Below are 15,659 nucleotides of genomic sequence, written 5' to 3' on the forward strand. Positions count from 1 at the left end.
GCACCAACATCTCTTCGTCGTTCCGGGGTGCGCGAAGCGCGAGCCCGGAATCCATATCCACCGGCCGGGGCGCCATCCGGCGACGAGTGGAGAAAGATACGCAGCCTACGCCGCCGGCTGAACCGCCTTGTCACCCGCCATCACGTGGGTCAGCGCGCTCTTGATCGCGGCCTGGCGGGTCGGCGCGTTGATCTGCGCGCCCAAGAGGTCCGTGACGTAGAACACGTCGCGGGCACGCTCGCCGAAGGTCGCGACATGGGCTGAGGCGATGTTGAGGTTCAGCTTGGAGATCGCCGTGGTCAGCTCGTAGAGCAGGCCGGGTCGATCGAGGCCGGAGACCTCGATCACGGTGTAGCGATCGGACCATTGGTTGTTGATGGTCACCTCAGGCTCGATCACGAAGGGCTTTGCCTTGCTGCGCACGGTACGCCGCGCCACCACTTCCGGCAGGCGCAGCTTGCCTTCGAGCACATCCTCGATCATCTCGCCGATGCGCGTGGCGCGCCTTCCCTCGTCCTCGTCCCGGTCGTATTCCCTGGAGATCGAGATCGTGTCCAGCGCGCGGCCGTCGGTCGTGGTGTAGATCTGGGCGTCGACGATGTTGGCGCCGGCCGAGGCGCAGGCGCCCGCAATGATCGACAGCAGCCAGGGATGGTCGGCGGCGAAGATCGTGAGCTCGGTGACGCCACGCACTTCGTCGAAGCCGACATTGATCGCGAGCTTGTGGCCGGCCTGTTCGCTCGAACGTACGAAGCGCGCGTGGCGGATCTTGCGCGGCAGCTCGACCTTGAGCCAATAGGCCGGATAGTGCCGGCCGATATAGGCGTCGAGCTCGTCCGCCGGCCATTCGGCGAAGGCGTTCCGGAATTCGGCGTAGGCAGCCGTGAGGCGCTTGCCGCGGTCGACCTCCGAGAAGCCGCCGGTCAGCACCGGTTCCGTCTCGTAATACAGCGAACGCAGCAGCTGCGCCTTCCAGCCGTTCCAGACGCCCGGACCGACGCCGCGGATATCTGCGGTGGTCAGGATGGTGAGCAGCTTCATCTGCTCGACCGACTGCACCACGGCAGCAAAGTTCTCGATGGTCTTGCGGTCGGAGAGGTCGCGCGATTGCGCGACCGTCGACATCGTCAGGTGCTCCTCGATCAGCCAGGCCACGAGCTCCGTGTCCGCCGCGCTGAAGCCGAGCCGCGGGCACAGCCGGCGCGCGACCTTGGCGCCCGCGATCGAGTGATCTTCGGGCCGGCCCTTGGCGATGTCGTGCAGCAGCGTCGTGATGTAGATCACCGCGCGATGCTCGGGGCGAATTTTGCGCATCAGATCGCTGGCGAGCGTGAACTCCTCGAAGCCGCCGCGCTCGATGTCCTGGAGGAAACCGACGCAGCGGATCAGATGCTCGTCGACGGTGTAGTGATGATACATGTTGAATTGCATCATCGAGACGATCTTGCCGAAGGCGCGGATGAAATGACCGAGCACGCCGGTCTCGTTCATCCGGCGCAGCACGATCTCGGCGTTGTCGGAGGTCAGGATCTCCATGAACAGCCGGTTGGCCTCGGGATTCTCGCGCATCTGCGCGTTGATCAGCCCGAGCGAGCGCGTCACGTCGCGCATTGCATCGGGATGGAAGGCGAGGTTGTTCTTCTGCGCGAGACGGAAGATGCGGATCAGGTTGACGGGATCGTGCTTGAAGACGTCGGGCGCGGCGACGTTGATGCGGTTGTTGTCGACGATGAAGTCGTCGCTGTCGGGGACGCGCCGCTTTGCCGGCGTCGGGCGCAGGCGCGCCATCATCCGGCTCAGCACCGGTGCGGGCTTGGCCTGCTGGTCCTCGAGCTTGGCGCAGAGGATGGCGGTGAGGTTGCCGACTTCCTTGGCGACGAGGAAGTAGTGCTTCATGAAGCGCTCGACGTCCTGCATGCCGGGATGCGAGGTGTAGCCGAGCCTGACGGCGATCTCGCGCTGCAGGTCGAAGGAAAGGCGCTCTTCGGCCCGGCCGGAGTAGAAATGCAGATTGCAGCGCACCGACCAGAGGAAATCGGCGCAGCGGCGGAAGCTGCGATACTCCTGCGCGTCGAATACGCCGCGCTCGACCAGCTCGTCGGTATCGTGGACGCGATAGACGTATTTCGCGATCCAGAACAAGGTGTGCAGGTCGCGAAGCGCGCCCTTGCCGTCCTTGACGTTGGGCTCGACCAGATAGCGCGACTGGCCGCCGCGGCGGTGACGTTCTTCGCGCTCGGCAAGCTTTGCGGTGACGAATTCGGACGCGGTACCTTGCACCACTTCCTTGTCGAAGCGCGCGACCAGCTCGTCATAAAGCGGCTGGTCGCCGGTGAGAAAGCGCGTCTCCAGGATGGCGGTGCGGATGGTCATGTCGCCGCGCGCCTGCCGGATCGATTCATCGACCGAGCGCGTGGCGTGGCCGACCTTCAATCCCATGTCCCAGAGGCAATAGAGAATGGCTTCGGCGACCTGCTCGCCCCAGGCGGTCTGCTTGTAGGGCAGGATGAACAACAGATCGATATCGGACTCGGGAGCCATCAGGCCGCGGCCATAGCCGCCGGTCGCGACCACCGCCATGCGCTCCGCCCCGGTCGGGATCGGCGAGAGATAGAGATGTCGGGTCGCGGCCGAATAGAGGATGCGGATGATCTCGTCCTGCACGTGGCAGAGTCGCTCGGCGCAGCGGCGGCCATGGCGGTCCTTCAGGAGGATCGCCTGCGCTGCGGCGCGTGCCGCGAGCAGCTCGCTCTTGAGCAGTTGCGCGGTCGCGGTGCGGAACGCGTCCTCGCGCCCCTGGTACTTTTCGGCAAGCGCATCGATCGCGGCGGTGATCCGCGCGGTATCGAAACGATCATCCACCTGTGGCTTGGGCTCGGTCGCAACGCTATCCATGTCTCACCCGATATAAGAGGTGACAGGCGCTGTCATCAGCCATTCTCAGGCAATAGTCGTTCCATGCTGGAAAGGTCGGTCCTCGGGCAAAATTGTTCTCGGGTCGCGCGCTTTCAAGGGGCTGATTTTCCCGTTGACCTCCAGATATAACTCATTGAAAAGCAAAGAAATTCTGAAGGAGTTTGGGCATGAGCAACGTGACACGACGCATTCTTCTGGCGGGAGCCGCGGCCCTCGCCATGACCGCCGCGGCTCGGGCTGCTGATCCGCTCAAGGAGATCCGCATCGATTGGGCGACTTACAATCCAGTGTCGATGGTCCTGAAGCAGAAGGGGCTGCTGGAGAAGGAGTTCGCCAAAGACGGCATCGCCATCACCTGGGTGCAGTCCGCGGGCTCCAACAAGGCGCTCGAATTCCTCAATGCCGGCTCCATCGATTTCGGCTCGACCGCCGGTTCAGCCGCGCTGGTCGCGCGCATCAACGGCAACCCGATCAGGTCGATCTATGTCTATTCGCGTCCGGAATGGACGGCGCTGGTCACGGGCAAGGACTCCAAGATTACCAGCGTCGCTGACCTGAAGGGCAAGCGGGTCGCAGTGACGCGCGGCACCGATCCGCACATCTTCCTGGTGCGCGCCCTGCTCAGTGCCGGTCTCACTGAAAAGGACATCACGCCGGTGCTGTTGCAGCACGCCGACGGCAAGACCGCGCTCATCCGCGGCGACGTCGATGCGTGGGCCGGTCTTGATCCGATGATGGCGCAGGCCGAGGTCGAGGAGGGCGCGAAGCTGTTCTATCGCAAGGCCGATGCCAACACCTGGGGCATCCTCAACGTGCGCGAGCAGTTCCTGAAGGACTATCCCGACGCCGCCCGCCGCGTGCTCGCGGCGTATGAGGACGCGCGAAAGTATTCGCTGGCGAATTACGACGAGCTGAAGAAGACCTTCATCGCGGTGACCAAGCTGCCCGATGCGGTCGTTGACAAGCAGCTCAAGGAACGCACCGAGCTCACCCACAGCCGCATCGGCGCGTCCCAGCGCGAGTCGATTCTCGCGGCCGGCCTCGCGCTCCAGCAGGCCGGCGTCGTCGATGCCAAGGTCGACGTGAAGGCGACGCTGGATGCCCTGATCGACGACCAGGTTCCGCTGCCGGCGAATTGATCTCTCTTCCTTTCCAGGGGAGGGTAAGAGGCTCCTTGCATTCCCGCCCCGGACGCGCTTCCTACCTGCCATGATCTCCGACGCGCCCGTCCTGCAACAGTCTTCGGAACCAGCCGAAAACGTCGCCGCGTCCTCGCGGCTGTCGCGGTATGCGCGGCCGATGCTGGGGCTGTTGCTGCCATTTCTGCTGGCAGTTGGCTGGGAGCTCGTGGTCTGGTTCGGTTGGTCCAACGGCCGCCTGGTGCCGCCGCCCTCGCGCGTCCTTGCCACCATCGCCGATCTCGCTCGTTCCGGCGAGTTGATCCACCACATCGCCGCGACGCTGTGGCGCGTCGGCCTCGGCTTCGCCTTCGGCGTGGTCGCGGGTACGCTGCTTGGTGCCATCTCCGGCTATTGGTCGCTGGCGCGGCGCCTGCTCGACCCCACCGTGCAGGCGCTGCGCGCGATTCCTTCGCTCGCCTGGGTGCCGCTGTTCATCCTCTGGCTCGGCATTTTCGAGACGTCCAAGATCGCGCTGATCGCGGTCGGCGTGTTCTTCCCTGTCTATCTCGGTGTGATGGGCGCGATCCTCTCGGTCGATCGCAAGATATTCGAGGTCGGACGCGTGTTCCGGCTCTCCGGCCCGGCCATGATCCGCCGCATCCTGCTGCCCGCCGTGCTACCGGCCTATGTCGTGTCCTTGCGCGTCGGTCTCGGTCTGGGCTGGATGTTCGTCGTCGCGGCCGAACTGATCGGCGCTTCCGAAGGCCTCGGCTATCTGCTGCTCGACGGCCAGCAGCTCGGCAAGCCCGCGCAGATCATGGCCGCGATCGTGATCTTCGCCATCCTCGGCAAGCTCACTGACTGGCTGATCGAGGTCGCGGCCGCGCCGTTCCTGCGCTGGCAGGACGCGTTCGGCCGCACGAAGGGAGCTTGAGGCAATGCTGGCGCTCGATCGGGTCAGCAAGACTTATCCCAATGGCGTGCAGGCGCTGGCGCGCTTCTCCGCCGACGTCAAGCAGGGCGAGATCCTCGCCATCATCGGCGGCTCCGGCTGCGGCAAGTCGACGTTGCTCCGCGCCATCGCCGGCCTCGATCGCGCGAGTTCGGGCACGGTGACGCTCGACGACGAGGCGATCAGTTCGCCACATGCCAAGATCGGCATCATCTTTCAGGAGCCACGGCTCCTCCCCTGGCTCAGCGTCGCCGACAATATCGCTTTTGGACTCGCCGATGTCCCGGCGGCCGAGCGGCGCGAGAAGGTGGCGCGCGCTCTCGAACGCGTTGGCCTTGCTGACAAGGCGCAGGCCTGGCCGCGTGAGCTCTCCGGCGGACAGGCGCAGCGCGTCGCAATCGCCCGCGCGCTGGTGCCGCAGCCGGAGGTGCTCCTGCTCGACGAGCCGTTCTCGGCGCTCGATGCCTTCACGCGGCGCGACCTTCAGGATCATCTGCTCGACCTCTGGGCCGACACGCGCCCGACCTTGATCCTCGTCACACACGACGTCGACGAGGCCGTGGTGCTGGCCGACCGCGTGCTGGTGATGCGGCCCAGGCCGGGGCGCCTGTTCGACCAGATCGAGATCAATCTGGGCCGGCCGCGCGACCGCAATTCGCCGCTGTTCGAGAATTTCAAGCGCAGTGTGCTGACGTCACTCGACCGTTCGCTCGACCGCAACGTGCCCGACCGTGACGCAACCCAGGGTCCCGGTCAGGCCATGTGGTGGTGACATTTTCGCTCTGAGCCGGTACATCGAGAGCGATTTTTCCGGGAGAGAACAAGATGGACGCCGCAGAACTGCGCCAGATGCAGGCCCCGATCAAGGAGCGTTACAAGACCGATCCCAGGACCGCGATGATCACGCTGAAGGCCAAGGGCTCGACCGACAGCGAAGGCATCGCCTGCAAGGTCGAGACCGGCCGCGCCATCGCGATGGCTGGTCTGCATCCCGCCACCGGCGGCTCCGGCCTCGAACTCTGCTCCGGCGACATGCTGCTCGAGGCGTTGGTCGCCTGCGCCGGCGTCACGCTGAAATCGGTCGCGACTGCGATCGAGGTGCCGCTGACCACCGGGAACGTCTATGCCGAGGGCGATCTCGATTTCCGCGGCACGCTCGGCGTCGACAAGGAGACTCCGGTCGGCTTCGCCGAGATCCGCCTGCGCTTCGAGGTCGATACGCCGGCGCCGCAGGACAAGCTCGACCTCCTGCTGAAACTCACCGAGCGCTATTGTGTGGTCTATCAGACCATCAAGAACGGCCCGAAGGTTTCGGTCTCGATGCAGCGGATGTAGTGCCGCCTTCCCCCTCGACGGGGCGGGCAAGAAGAAAAAATGCCGGCCGAACTCTCCTACATCCTCTTCCTCGTGCTGCGCATGGCGGTTGCGGCCGCCTTCGTGGTGTCGGCGTCCATCATCACCGAGCGCTCCGGCCCGGTGATCGGGGCACTGGTGGCGACGCTGCCGATCTCGGCGGGGCCGTCTTATGTCTTCCTCGCGATCGACCATGACGCCGCTTTCATTGCGCAGGGGGCGCTGTCGAGCCTGCCGATCAACGCCGCGACGATTTTCCTGGGGCTGACCTACGTCGTGCTGGCGCAGCGGCATAGCTTTGCCGTGAGTGTCGGGAGCGCGGTAGCGGTATGGATCGTGCTGGCGTCGATCATCCGTCTGTTCGACTGGACGTTGACGGCTGGGCTCGCCGTCAACCTGGTGGCCTTCGGCGTCTGCATTCCGCTGCTCGCACGGTACCGGCATGTGAAGATGCCGCTGGTGACCCGCCGCTGGTACGACATCCCGTTCCGCGCCGCGCTGGTCGCAACGCTGGTTGCGATCGTCGTCTCGACTTCGGGCTGGGTCGGCCCTCGCGTCTCCGGAGTCATCGCGCTCTACCCGATCGTCTTCACCAGCATGATGGTGATCCTGCATCCCCGCATCGGCGGCCCTCCGACCGCTGCCGTGCTCGCCAATTCCGCCTGGGGCCTGCTCGGATTCGGCATGGCGATTGCGGTGATGCACGTCGCAGTGGTGAACTTTGGATCGGCGGTAGGCCTCCTGCTTGCGCTTGCAACTTGCGTGACGTGGAACCTGACACTGTGGTGGAATGGACGCAGAACTCGGCGCCTTCAAGCGCAAGCATCCGGTCCCGATATTTTGCGGTGATCAGCCGCGTAGTTCTGCGGTGTTCGGCTGCGCGATCCCGCTGCCATCGTTAATTTAATCTTTGTGACTTGCCCGTAAATGTACGCTTCAGCTGTCGAGGCACCCAACCTTGAACGTGGGCCAGTTCGACCGGTGCACCGTGAGTTTAGGACGAGTCGAAAACTCTCGAGCGCGAGGGCGATGCCGCCCCGTGGTGCGAGACGATTTCTCAACGAGGAGATATTTGGATGTTCGGGCGCAAGTCCCATGCTGATGCACAGGCGCGGCTCGACGCCATCGGCCGTTCGCAGGCGATGATCGAATTCAAGCTTGACGGCACCATCATCACCGCCAACAAGAACTTTCTCGACGCACTAGGTTATCGGCTCGACGAAATCCAGGGCAGGCATCACTCGATGTTCGTGCCCGTCGGGCAGCGCGACAACGCCGAGTACAAGGCGTTCTGGGCTGCATTGAACCGTGGCGAGTATCAGGCACGCGAATTCAAGCGGATCGCGAAGGACGGTCGCGAGGTCTGGATCGAAGCATCCTACAATCCGGTGCTCGACGGCGATGGCAAGACTGTGATGGTTGCCAAGATTGCGACCGACATCACCGCGAAGAAGATCCGGAGCATGACGGACGCATCGAAGATCGCCGCCATCAGCCGTGCCCAGGCCGTCATCGAGTTCAAGCTCGACGGCACCATCGTCTCCGCCAACGAAAATTTCTGCAAGGCGCTCGGCTATTCGCCTGCCGAGATCCAGGGCAGGCATCACGGCCTTTTCGTGGCCGAGGCCGACCGCAACGGCACGGCCTATCGCGAATTCTGGGCCGCGCTCAACCGCGGCGACTACCAGACCGGCGAATTCAAGCGAATCGCCAAGGGCGGCAGGGAAGTGTGGATTCTCGCTTCCTACAATCCGCTGCTCGACGAGAACGGCAAGCCCTATGGCGTCGTCAAGTTTGCAACCGACGTCACCGCGGAGAAGCTGAAGAATGCCGATCTGGCGGGTCAGATCTCGGCGATCGACAAGGCCCAGGCCGTGATCGAGTTCAACATGGACGGCACGATCATCACCGCCAACGAGAACTTCCTGCACACGGTCGGCTATTCGCTGGCGGAGATCAAAGGCAAGCATCACAGCATGTTCGTCGAGCCCGGCGAGCGCGACGGCCCCGCCTATCGCGAGTTCTGGACCGCACTCAACCGCGGCCAGTACCAGGCGGCCGAATACAAGCGGATCGGCAAGGGCGGCAAGGAGATCTACATCCAGGCCTCCTACAATCCGATCATCGATCTCAACGGCAAGCCGTTCAAGGTGGTGAAATATGCCACCGACACCACCAAGCAGGTGCTGGTTCGCATGGGCAACGAGCGCGTCCGCGGCATGATGGAATCGGTCGCCGCCGGCTCGGAAGAGCTCAATGCCTCGGTGCGCGAGATTTCCGAGGCGATGACCAAGTCGCGCGAAACCGCGATGAGCGCCGTGGACCAGGTCGCCGCCGCCGATGCTCAGGCTCAGCGCCTCACCGAAGCGGCGCAGGCGATGAGCGGCATCGTCGAGATGATCAACAGCATCACCGGTCAAATCAACCTGCTCGCACTCAATGCCACGATCGAGTCGGCCCGTGCCGGTGAAGCCGGTCGCGGCTTTGCCGTTGTGGCATCCGAAGTGAAGAGCCTCGCCAACCAGGCCAAGCAGGCGACCGACAAGATCGCCCAGGAGATCGGCAGTCTCAACGGCATCTCGGGCGATGTCGTCGGCGCGCTCGGCTCGATCAAGCAGGCGATCAACAACGTCAGCGAATACGTCACCTCCACCGCGGCTGCCATCGAGGAGCAGAGCACGGTCACCAACGAGATGTCGACCAGCATGCAGCGTGCCGCCGCAGAGGCCGCGGCGATCACGGCAAGAGCGTAACCGGCCCAGTCACTGCTTCGGCAGCTTGGCCTTCAACGCATACAGCGCATCAAGCGCCTCGCGCGGCGACATCTCGTCGGGGTGCAGCGCCTTCACCGCGTCCATCAGCAGCTCGGCCTCGGTCGGCGGCGCGGCTTCGGCGGCCGCGCGCGAGGGGACGGCGAACAGCGGCAGATCGTCGGCAAGCGCCCGGGCGGTCTGGCCGCGGTCCTGTGCCTCCAGCTTTGCCAGTACGGATTTGGCGCGCGTGATCACGGCCGGCGGCAGGCCGGCGAGCTTGGCGACCTGGATGCCGTAGGAGCGGTCGGCCGAGCCCGGCAGCACCTCGTGCAGGAATACGACATTGCCTTGCCACTCCTTCACCCGGACCGTCGCGTTGAACATGCGCGGCAGCTTGGTCGAGAGCGCGGTCAGCTCGTGATAATGCGTTGCGAACAGCGTGCGGCAGCGGTTGCTCTCGTGCAGATGCTCGATCGCGGCCCAGGCGATGGAAAGGCCGTCGAAAGTCGCGGTGCCGCGGCCGATCTCATCGAGGATGACAAGCGCGCGTTCACCGGCCTGGTTGAGGATCGCGGCGGTTTCGACCATCTCCACCATGAAGGTGGAGCGGCCGCGCGCGAGATCATCGGCGGCGCCGACGCGCGAGAACAGGCGGTCGATGATGCCGATCCGCGCGCGCGTCGCCGGTACGAAACTGCCGATCTGCGCGAGCAGCGCAATCAGCGCGTTCTGGCGCAGGAAGGTCGATTTACCCGCCATGTTCGGACCGGTGAGCAGCCAGAGCTGGCCGGACTTTTGCGCTGGCGTGGGCGAGAGATCGCAGGCATTGGCGATGAACGGCTCGCCGTTACGCTTCAAGGCCTGCTCGACCACGGGATGGCGGCCGGCCTCGATGGCAAAGCCGAGCGAGCCATCGACCTCGGGCCGCACATAGTGCTCGTCGACGGCGAGCTTGGCCAGCGAGGTCGCCACATCGAGCAGCGCAAAGCCTTGCGCCGCCGCGCGCAAATCGTCGCTGATCTCGAGCGCCCTGGCGCAGAGCCGCTCGAAGATCTCGAGCTCGAGGTTGAGCGCGCGATCACCGGCATTGGCGATCTTGGCCTCGATCTCACCAAGCTCGGAGGTCGTGAAGCGCACCTGGCCCGCCAGCGTCTGGCGATGGATGAAGGTCGCGTTCAGCGGCGCCGACATCAGCTTGTCGCCATGCTGCGCGGTGACCTCGACGAAATAACCGAGCACGTTGTTGTGGCGGATCTTGAGGCCCTTGACGCCGGTGTCGTCGGCGTAGCGCGCCTGCATCGAGGCCACGACCAGGCGCGAGGCATCGCGCAGGTTGCGCGCTTCGTCGAGCGCCGGCTCGTAGCCGGCACGAACGAAACCGCCGTCCCGCTTGATCAGCGGCAATTGTTCGTCGAGCGCGCGGGCGAACTCGGCGGCGAGCTCGCGCGAAGGCCGCTGCAAAGCGGCCATCACCACGGCGATCTCCTGCGGCGGCTGGTCGAGCTCGGACAACCGCGCCAGCACCTGGTCGGCGGCGAGGATGCCATCGCGCAGGCCGGCAAGATCACGCGGTCCGCCGCGGCCGACCGAGAGACGGGCCAGTGCCCGCGACATGTCAGGCGCGCCGCGCAGGATGCTGCGGATGTCTTCGCGCGTGGCTGCGTCAGCGACGAAAGCGCTGACGGCATCGAGCCGCCGCGCGATCGCCGGCGCGTCGGTCAAAGGCGCCGCCAGCCGCTGCGCCAGCAGGCGCGAGCCGGCCGAGGTCACGGTACAGTCGATCGCATCGAGCAGCGAGCCGCGGCGTTCGCCCGCGAGCGTCCGTGTCAGCTCGAGATTGGCGCGGGTGGCCGGATCGATCGCCATGGTCGCGCCCGAGGCTTCGCGCGCGGGCGGCGACAGCGGCGGATGCTTGCCGACCTGGGTGCGGTCGACATAGGTGACCGCGGCGGCGGCAGCCGTGGCTTCCAGCCGCGACAGCTGCGCCAGCCCGTCCATGGTCGCGACGGCAAAGTAATCGCAGAGGCGCTTTTCGGCTGTGGCCCCATCGAAGACGTCGCGGGTCACCGGGGTCACCGCCGGCAGCTCACGCAAGGTCTGTCCGAGTTCGCTATCGCTATAAAGAGCGTCGCTAACGATGGCTTCGTTCGGATTGATGCGCGCCAGTGTCGCGGCGAGCTCGCCGCCCGAAACTTCGGTGACCGCGAATTCGGCGGTGGAGATGTCGATCCAGGCAAGGCCGAAGCGATCGCCGCCGGTGGACGAGCGCGCCCGCGCGATCGCCAGCAGGTAATTGTTGGCGCGCGCGTCGAGCAGCGTGTCCTCGGTGAGCGTGCCCGGGGTCACCAGCCGCACCACGCCGCGGCGCACGACGCTCTTGTTGCCGCGCGCTTTGGCGGCGGCGGGATCCTCGGTCTGCTCGCACACCGCGACCCGGTGGCCGGCGCTGATCAGGCGGTGCAGATAATCCTCGGAGCGCTCGACCGGTACGCCGCACATCGGGATGTCGTTGCCCTGATGCTTGCCGCGCTTGGTCAAGACGATGCCGAGTGTTTTCGAGGCGATCTCGGCATCCTCGAAGAACAGCTCGTAGAAATCGCCCATCCGGTAGAACAGCAGCAGACCCTGATGTGCCGCCTTGATCTCGAGGTACTGTTCCATCATCGGCGTGACGCGCGGGGCGGCTTCCGCTGGCTGCGCGGGAACGTCGTCGGGCGGCGGTAGGGGTATCGGCTGTTGGACTGTCATGAGCGGCGCAACCTACAAAATTTCGCCTCCTGCTCCTATGGCTTTGGCCTGCGAGGGGAGGTTTTCCACGTTGTCCGCACCGCGGCATGCGTTGCCGGCGTGCGCACCCCGGGGAAGACGCAGAAAACGGTCAATTGACCTGCCGCGGGCGCCCTCCTAAAACTCCGCCGACATCAAGGAATTCTGGCCGAACCGCGGCATTCAGGGAGAACAGCGATGCGTGACGTCTTTATCTGCGATGCCGTGCGGACCCCGATCGGCCGTTTCGGCGGCTCGCTCGCCAAGGTGCGCGCCGATGACCTCGCCGCGGCCCCGATCAGGACGCTGATGGCCAAGCACCCCAATCTCGATTGGGCACAGGTCGACGAAGTCTTCTTCGGCTGCGCCAACCAGGCCGGCGAGGACAACCGCAACGTCGCGCGCATGGCGCTGCTGCTTGCCGGGCTTCCGGACTCGGTTCCAGGCCAGACGCTGAACCGGCTCTGCGCCTCCGGCCTCGATGCGGTCGGTGCCGCGGGCCGCGCCATTCGGTCGGGCGAGGTCGAGCTTGCGATTGCCGGCGGCGTTGAATCCATGACCCGCGCGCCTTTCGTGATGGGCAAGGCGCAGGAAGCGTTCTCGCGCTCCGCCGAGATCTTCGACACCACCATCGGATGGCGCTTCATCAATCCGCTGCTGAAGGCGCAGTATGGCGTCGATGCGATGCCGGAGACCGGCGAGAACGTCGCCGAGGAATTCCAGGTCTCGCGCGCCGACCAGGACGCCTTCGCAATCCGCTCGCAGCAGCGAGCGGGGAAGGCGATTGCTGCTGGCTATTTCGCGGAAGAGATCACCCCGATCACCATTCCCGGTGGCAAGGCCGGCCCGACCACTGTTGACAAGGACGAGCATCCGCGTCCCGAGACTACGCTGGAAGGTCTGGCGAAACTGAAGCCGATCGTGCGCAATCCCGGCACGGTCACGGCCGGCAACGCCTCCGGCGTCAATGACGGCGCCGCCGCGATGATCCTCGCCTCCGAAGCTGCCGTGAAGAAGCATGGTCTGACGCCCCGCGCGCGTATCCTCGGCCTCGCCTCGGCCGGCGTGCCGCCGCGCATCATGGGCATCGGCCCCGTGCCCGCGACCCGCAAGCTGATGGAACGGCTGGGCAAGAAGATCACCGATTTCGATCTGATCGAGCTCAACGAAGCGTTCGCTTCGCAGGGCATCGCCTGCATGCGCCAGCTTGGCGTCGCCGATGATGCCGATTTCGTCAATCCGCATGGCGGTGCCATCGCGCTCGGCCATCCGCTCGGCATGAGCGGCGCGCGCCTCGCGCTCACCGCCGTGCACGGCATGGAAAAGCGCGGCGGCAAGCTCGCGCTCGCCACGATGTGCGTCGGCGTTGGCCAGGGCGTCGCCGTCGCAATCGAGAAGGTGAATTGAACTCTTTCCTCGCCTCTCCCCCGCACGCGGGGAGAGGTGAGGAGTCCTGGTGAGAGGCGAGCATGATCATCGAACGCGAGCAGGACGTCACGACCGCCGCTCTTGCGGTGATGGAGCGGACGTCCGATCCGCGGATGCGTCAAATCATGGTCTCGCTGGTCAAGCACCTGCACGGCTTCGTGCGTGACGTCAGGCTGACCGAGAAGGAATTCCGCGACGCCACCGCCATCATCGCCGAGCTCGGCAAGCTGACCACCGACACGCATAACGAAGTCGTGCTGATGGCGGGCTCGCTCGGTGTCTCGCCGCTGGTGTGCCTGCTCAACAACGGCGATCAGGGCAACACCGAAACCGACCAGTCGCTGCTCGGCCCGTTCTGGCGGTTGAACTCGCCGCGGGTTGAGAACGGCGGATCGATCGTCCGCTCCGAAACCCCGGGCGCGCCGCTGTTCGTCAGCGGCCGCGTCGTTGACAGGGACGGCCGTGCGGTCGCCGGTGCGGAGGTCGACGTCTGGCACGCCTCGCCGGTTGGCCTCTACGAGAACCAGGATCCCGAGCAGGCCGACATGAACCTGCGCGGCAAGTTCACGACCGACCAGGATGGCCGCTTCGCCTTCCGCTCTGTGATGATGATCGGCTACCCCATTCCGACCGATGGCGTGGTCGGCCGCCTGCTCGAGGCGCAGAGCCGGCACCCTTATCGTCCCGCGCACCTGCATGCCCTGATCTTCAAGCCGGGCTTCAAAGTGCTGATCTCGCAGGTCTACGATCCCAACGACCCCCATATCGACAGCGACGTGCAGTTCGGCGTGACACAAGCGCTGATCGGCAAATTCGTGCGTCACGAGACGCCGCATCCGACCGCGCCTGATGTCGCAACGCCCTGGTATTCGCTCGACCACACCTACCGGCTCGAGGCCGGGGAAGCCGTGTTGCCGCGTGCGCCGATCAAATAGGATGCCGGCCGAATGCCGGGTTCGGGAAGGCGCTGAACCCGCTTCCCCAAATTAGTTATATCCTATAATGATTGGCGCAAATCTGGTTCGGCTGGCCCAGAATGGCCGGGGAGGAGTTCGCCAATGACATTCATCTATCCCACAGGCAGCAACAAGGCCCATCCGCTGCCGCTGTCGCCCGAGTACAAGAGCTCGATCAAGCGCGCACCGAGCAAGCCCTTGATCCCGATGCGCCACACGCTGTCGGAACTCACCGGCCCGGTCTATGGCCACGAGACCGTGCGCGAAGGCGACGGCGACCTCACCACCCAGCACAAGGGCGAACCGCTCGGCGAGCGCATCATCGTGCATGGCCATGTCCGCGACGAGGACGGCCGCGGTGTACCCGATTCTCTGGTGGAGATCTGGCAGGCCAACGCCTGTGGCCGCTACGTCCATGTCCGCGACCAGCATCCGGCGCCGCTCGATCCCAACTTCACCGGCGCGGGCCGCACCGTGAGCGATGCGTCAGGCTATTACCGCTTCGTCAGCATCAAGCCGGGCGCCTATCCCTGGGGCAATCACCACAATGCCTGGCGCCCTGCCCATATCCACCTCTCGGTGTTCGGCCATTCCTTTGTCAGCCGCCTGGTGACGCAGATGTATTTCCCTGGAGATCCGCTGTTCCCGTTCGATCCGATCTTCAATTCGGTGCCGGACGAGAAGGCGCGGATGCGCATGGTCTCGTCGTTCGACCTGGAGAATACCAAGCCCGAATGGGCGCTGTGCTATCGCTTCGACATCGTGCTGCGCGGCAAGAACGCCACCCCCATGGAGAACCACTAACGTGCAGGATTCTGTGAAGCCCGACGGGATCACGCCGTCGCAAACCGTCGGCCCGTTCTTCAAATACGGCCTGACGCCGACCGGCGAATATTCCTGGAACGACGCCTTCACCAACTCGACGCTGACTGCAGACGTCTCCGGTGACCGCGTTCGTATCGAGGGCCGGGTGCTCGATGGCGACGGCGCCACGGTGCCCGACGCCATGCTGGAGATCTGGCAGGCGGACGCGCAGGGCCGCTACGCCGATCCGCAGGACAAGCGCGCGCTGCCGAACGCCAGCTTCCGCGGCTTCGCCCGCTGCGGCACCGACAAGGACGGCAATTATTCCTTCGACACCATCAAGCCGGGCGTCGTGCCCGATCCTGACGGTAAGCCGCAGGCGCCGCACATCGTTCTGGCCGTGTTCGCGCGCGGCATGCTGCGGCACCTCTATACCCGCATCTATTTCAGCGACGAGGCCGGCAACGCCGCCGATCCCGTGCTGGCGCTGGTTCCAGCCGATCGCCGCGCCACGCTGACTGCGGTGCGCGAGACCGGCAAGGCCGTCTACAAGCTCGACCTGCGCTTGCAGGGCGACAACGAGACGGTGTTCTTCGACATCTGACGCGCT

12 protein-coding genes are annotated in these 15,659 nt (G+C 65.2%); 10 read left to right on the plus strand and 2 right to left on the minus strand.

Annotation, left to right across the window (positions count from 1 at the left end; genetic code table 11):
• Positions 1 to 105: 105 nt before the first annotated feature.
• Positions 106 to 2,895, minus strand: coding sequence for a [protein-PII] uridylyltransferase (locus ACVW16_RS19160; RefSeq protein ID WP_456700704.1), 2,790 nt, complete (start codon positions 2,893 to 2,895; stop codon positions 106 to 108).
• A gap of 188 nt (positions 2,896 to 3,083) precedes the next feature.
• Between ACVW16_RS19160 and ACVW16_RS19165 the strand changes: the two genes are divergently transcribed.
• From ACVW16_RS19165 to ACVW16_RS19190, 6 genes are all read left to right on the plus strand, one after another.
• A complete protein-coding gene (locus ACVW16_RS19165) occupies positions 3,084 to 4,055 on the plus strand; it encodes an aliphatic sulfonate ABC transporter substrate-binding protein (RefSeq protein ID WP_456736645.1) in 972 nt (323 codons plus the stop codon).
• A gap of 70 nt (positions 4,056 to 4,125) precedes the next feature.
• Entirely contained in the window at positions 4,126 to 4,971 is an 846-nt protein-coding gene (locus tag ACVW16_RS19170) for an ABC transporter permease (protein WP_456736644.1), read from the plus strand.
• A 4-nt stretch (positions 4,972 to 4,975) separates the two neighbouring features.
• Positions 4,976 to 5,761, plus strand: coding sequence for an ABC transporter ATP-binding protein (locus tag ACVW16_RS19175; protein ID WP_456700707.1), 786 nt, complete (start codon positions 4,976 to 4,978; stop codon positions 5,759 to 5,761).
• A gap of 53 nt (positions 5,762 to 5,814) precedes the next feature.
• Complete coding sequence (locus ACVW16_RS19180) at positions 5,815 to 6,324, plus strand: OsmC family protein (RefSeq protein ID WP_456736643.1); 510 nt, start codon at positions 5,815 to 5,817, stop codon at positions 6,322 to 6,324.
• A gap of 39 nt (positions 6,325 to 6,363) precedes the next feature.
• Entirely contained in the window at positions 6,364 to 7,191 is an 828-nt protein-coding gene (locus tag ACVW16_RS19185; RefSeq protein ID WP_456700709.1) for a hypothetical protein, read from the plus strand.
• Positions 7,192 to 7,418: 227 nt separating this feature from the next.
• On the plus strand, positions 7,419 to 9,095 hold the full coding sequence (locus ACVW16_RS19190) for a methyl-accepting chemotaxis protein (protein WP_456736642.1): 1,677 nt from the start codon (positions 7,419 to 7,421) through the stop codon (positions 9,093 to 9,095).
• A 9-nt stretch (positions 9,096 to 9,104) separates the two neighbouring features.
• Here ACVW16_RS19190 and mutS read toward each other — a convergent pair whose 3' ends face one another.
• On the minus strand, positions 9,105 to 11,843 hold the full coding sequence (mutS, locus tag ACVW16_RS19195; protein WP_456700711.1) for a DNA mismatch repair protein MutS: 2,739 nt from the start codon (positions 11,841 to 11,843) through the stop codon (positions 9,105 to 9,107).
• Positions 11,844 to 12,059: 216 nt separating this feature from the next.
• On the opposite strand from mutS, the gene pcaF reads away from it, so the two are divergent.
• The 4 genes from pcaF to pcaG all read left to right on the plus strand — a co-directional run bounded on the left by pcaF (position 12,060) and on the right by pcaG (position 15,653).
• Positions 12,060 to 13,268 (plus strand): 3-oxoadipyl-CoA thiolase, encoded by a 1,209-nt coding sequence (gene pcaF, locus ACVW16_RS19200; protein ID WP_456700712.1) that lies wholly within the window; start codon positions 12,060 to 12,062, stop codon positions 13,266 to 13,268.
• Positions 13,269 to 13,330: 62 nt separating this feature from the next.
• On the plus strand, positions 13,331 to 14,224 hold the full coding sequence (locus ACVW16_RS19205) for a dioxygenase family protein (protein WP_456700713.1): 894 nt from the start codon (positions 13,331 to 13,333) through the stop codon (positions 14,222 to 14,224).
• 123 nt (positions 14,225 to 14,347) lie between these two features.
• A complete protein-coding gene (gene pcaH / locus ACVW16_RS19210) occupies positions 14,348 to 15,049 on the plus strand; it encodes a protocatechuate 3,4-dioxygenase subunit beta (protein WP_456700714.1) in 702 nt (233 codons plus the stop codon).
• Between the two features lies 1 nt (position 15,050).
• Positions 15,051 to 15,653 (plus strand): protocatechuate 3,4-dioxygenase subunit alpha, encoded by a 603-nt coding sequence (gene pcaG, locus ACVW16_RS19215; protein ID WP_456736641.1) that lies wholly within the window; start codon positions 15,051 to 15,053, stop codon positions 15,651 to 15,653.
• The last annotated feature ends 6 nt before the right edge of the window (positions 15,654 to 15,659 follow it).

Source organism: Bradyrhizobium sp. USDA 4474 (assembly GCF_054057515.1).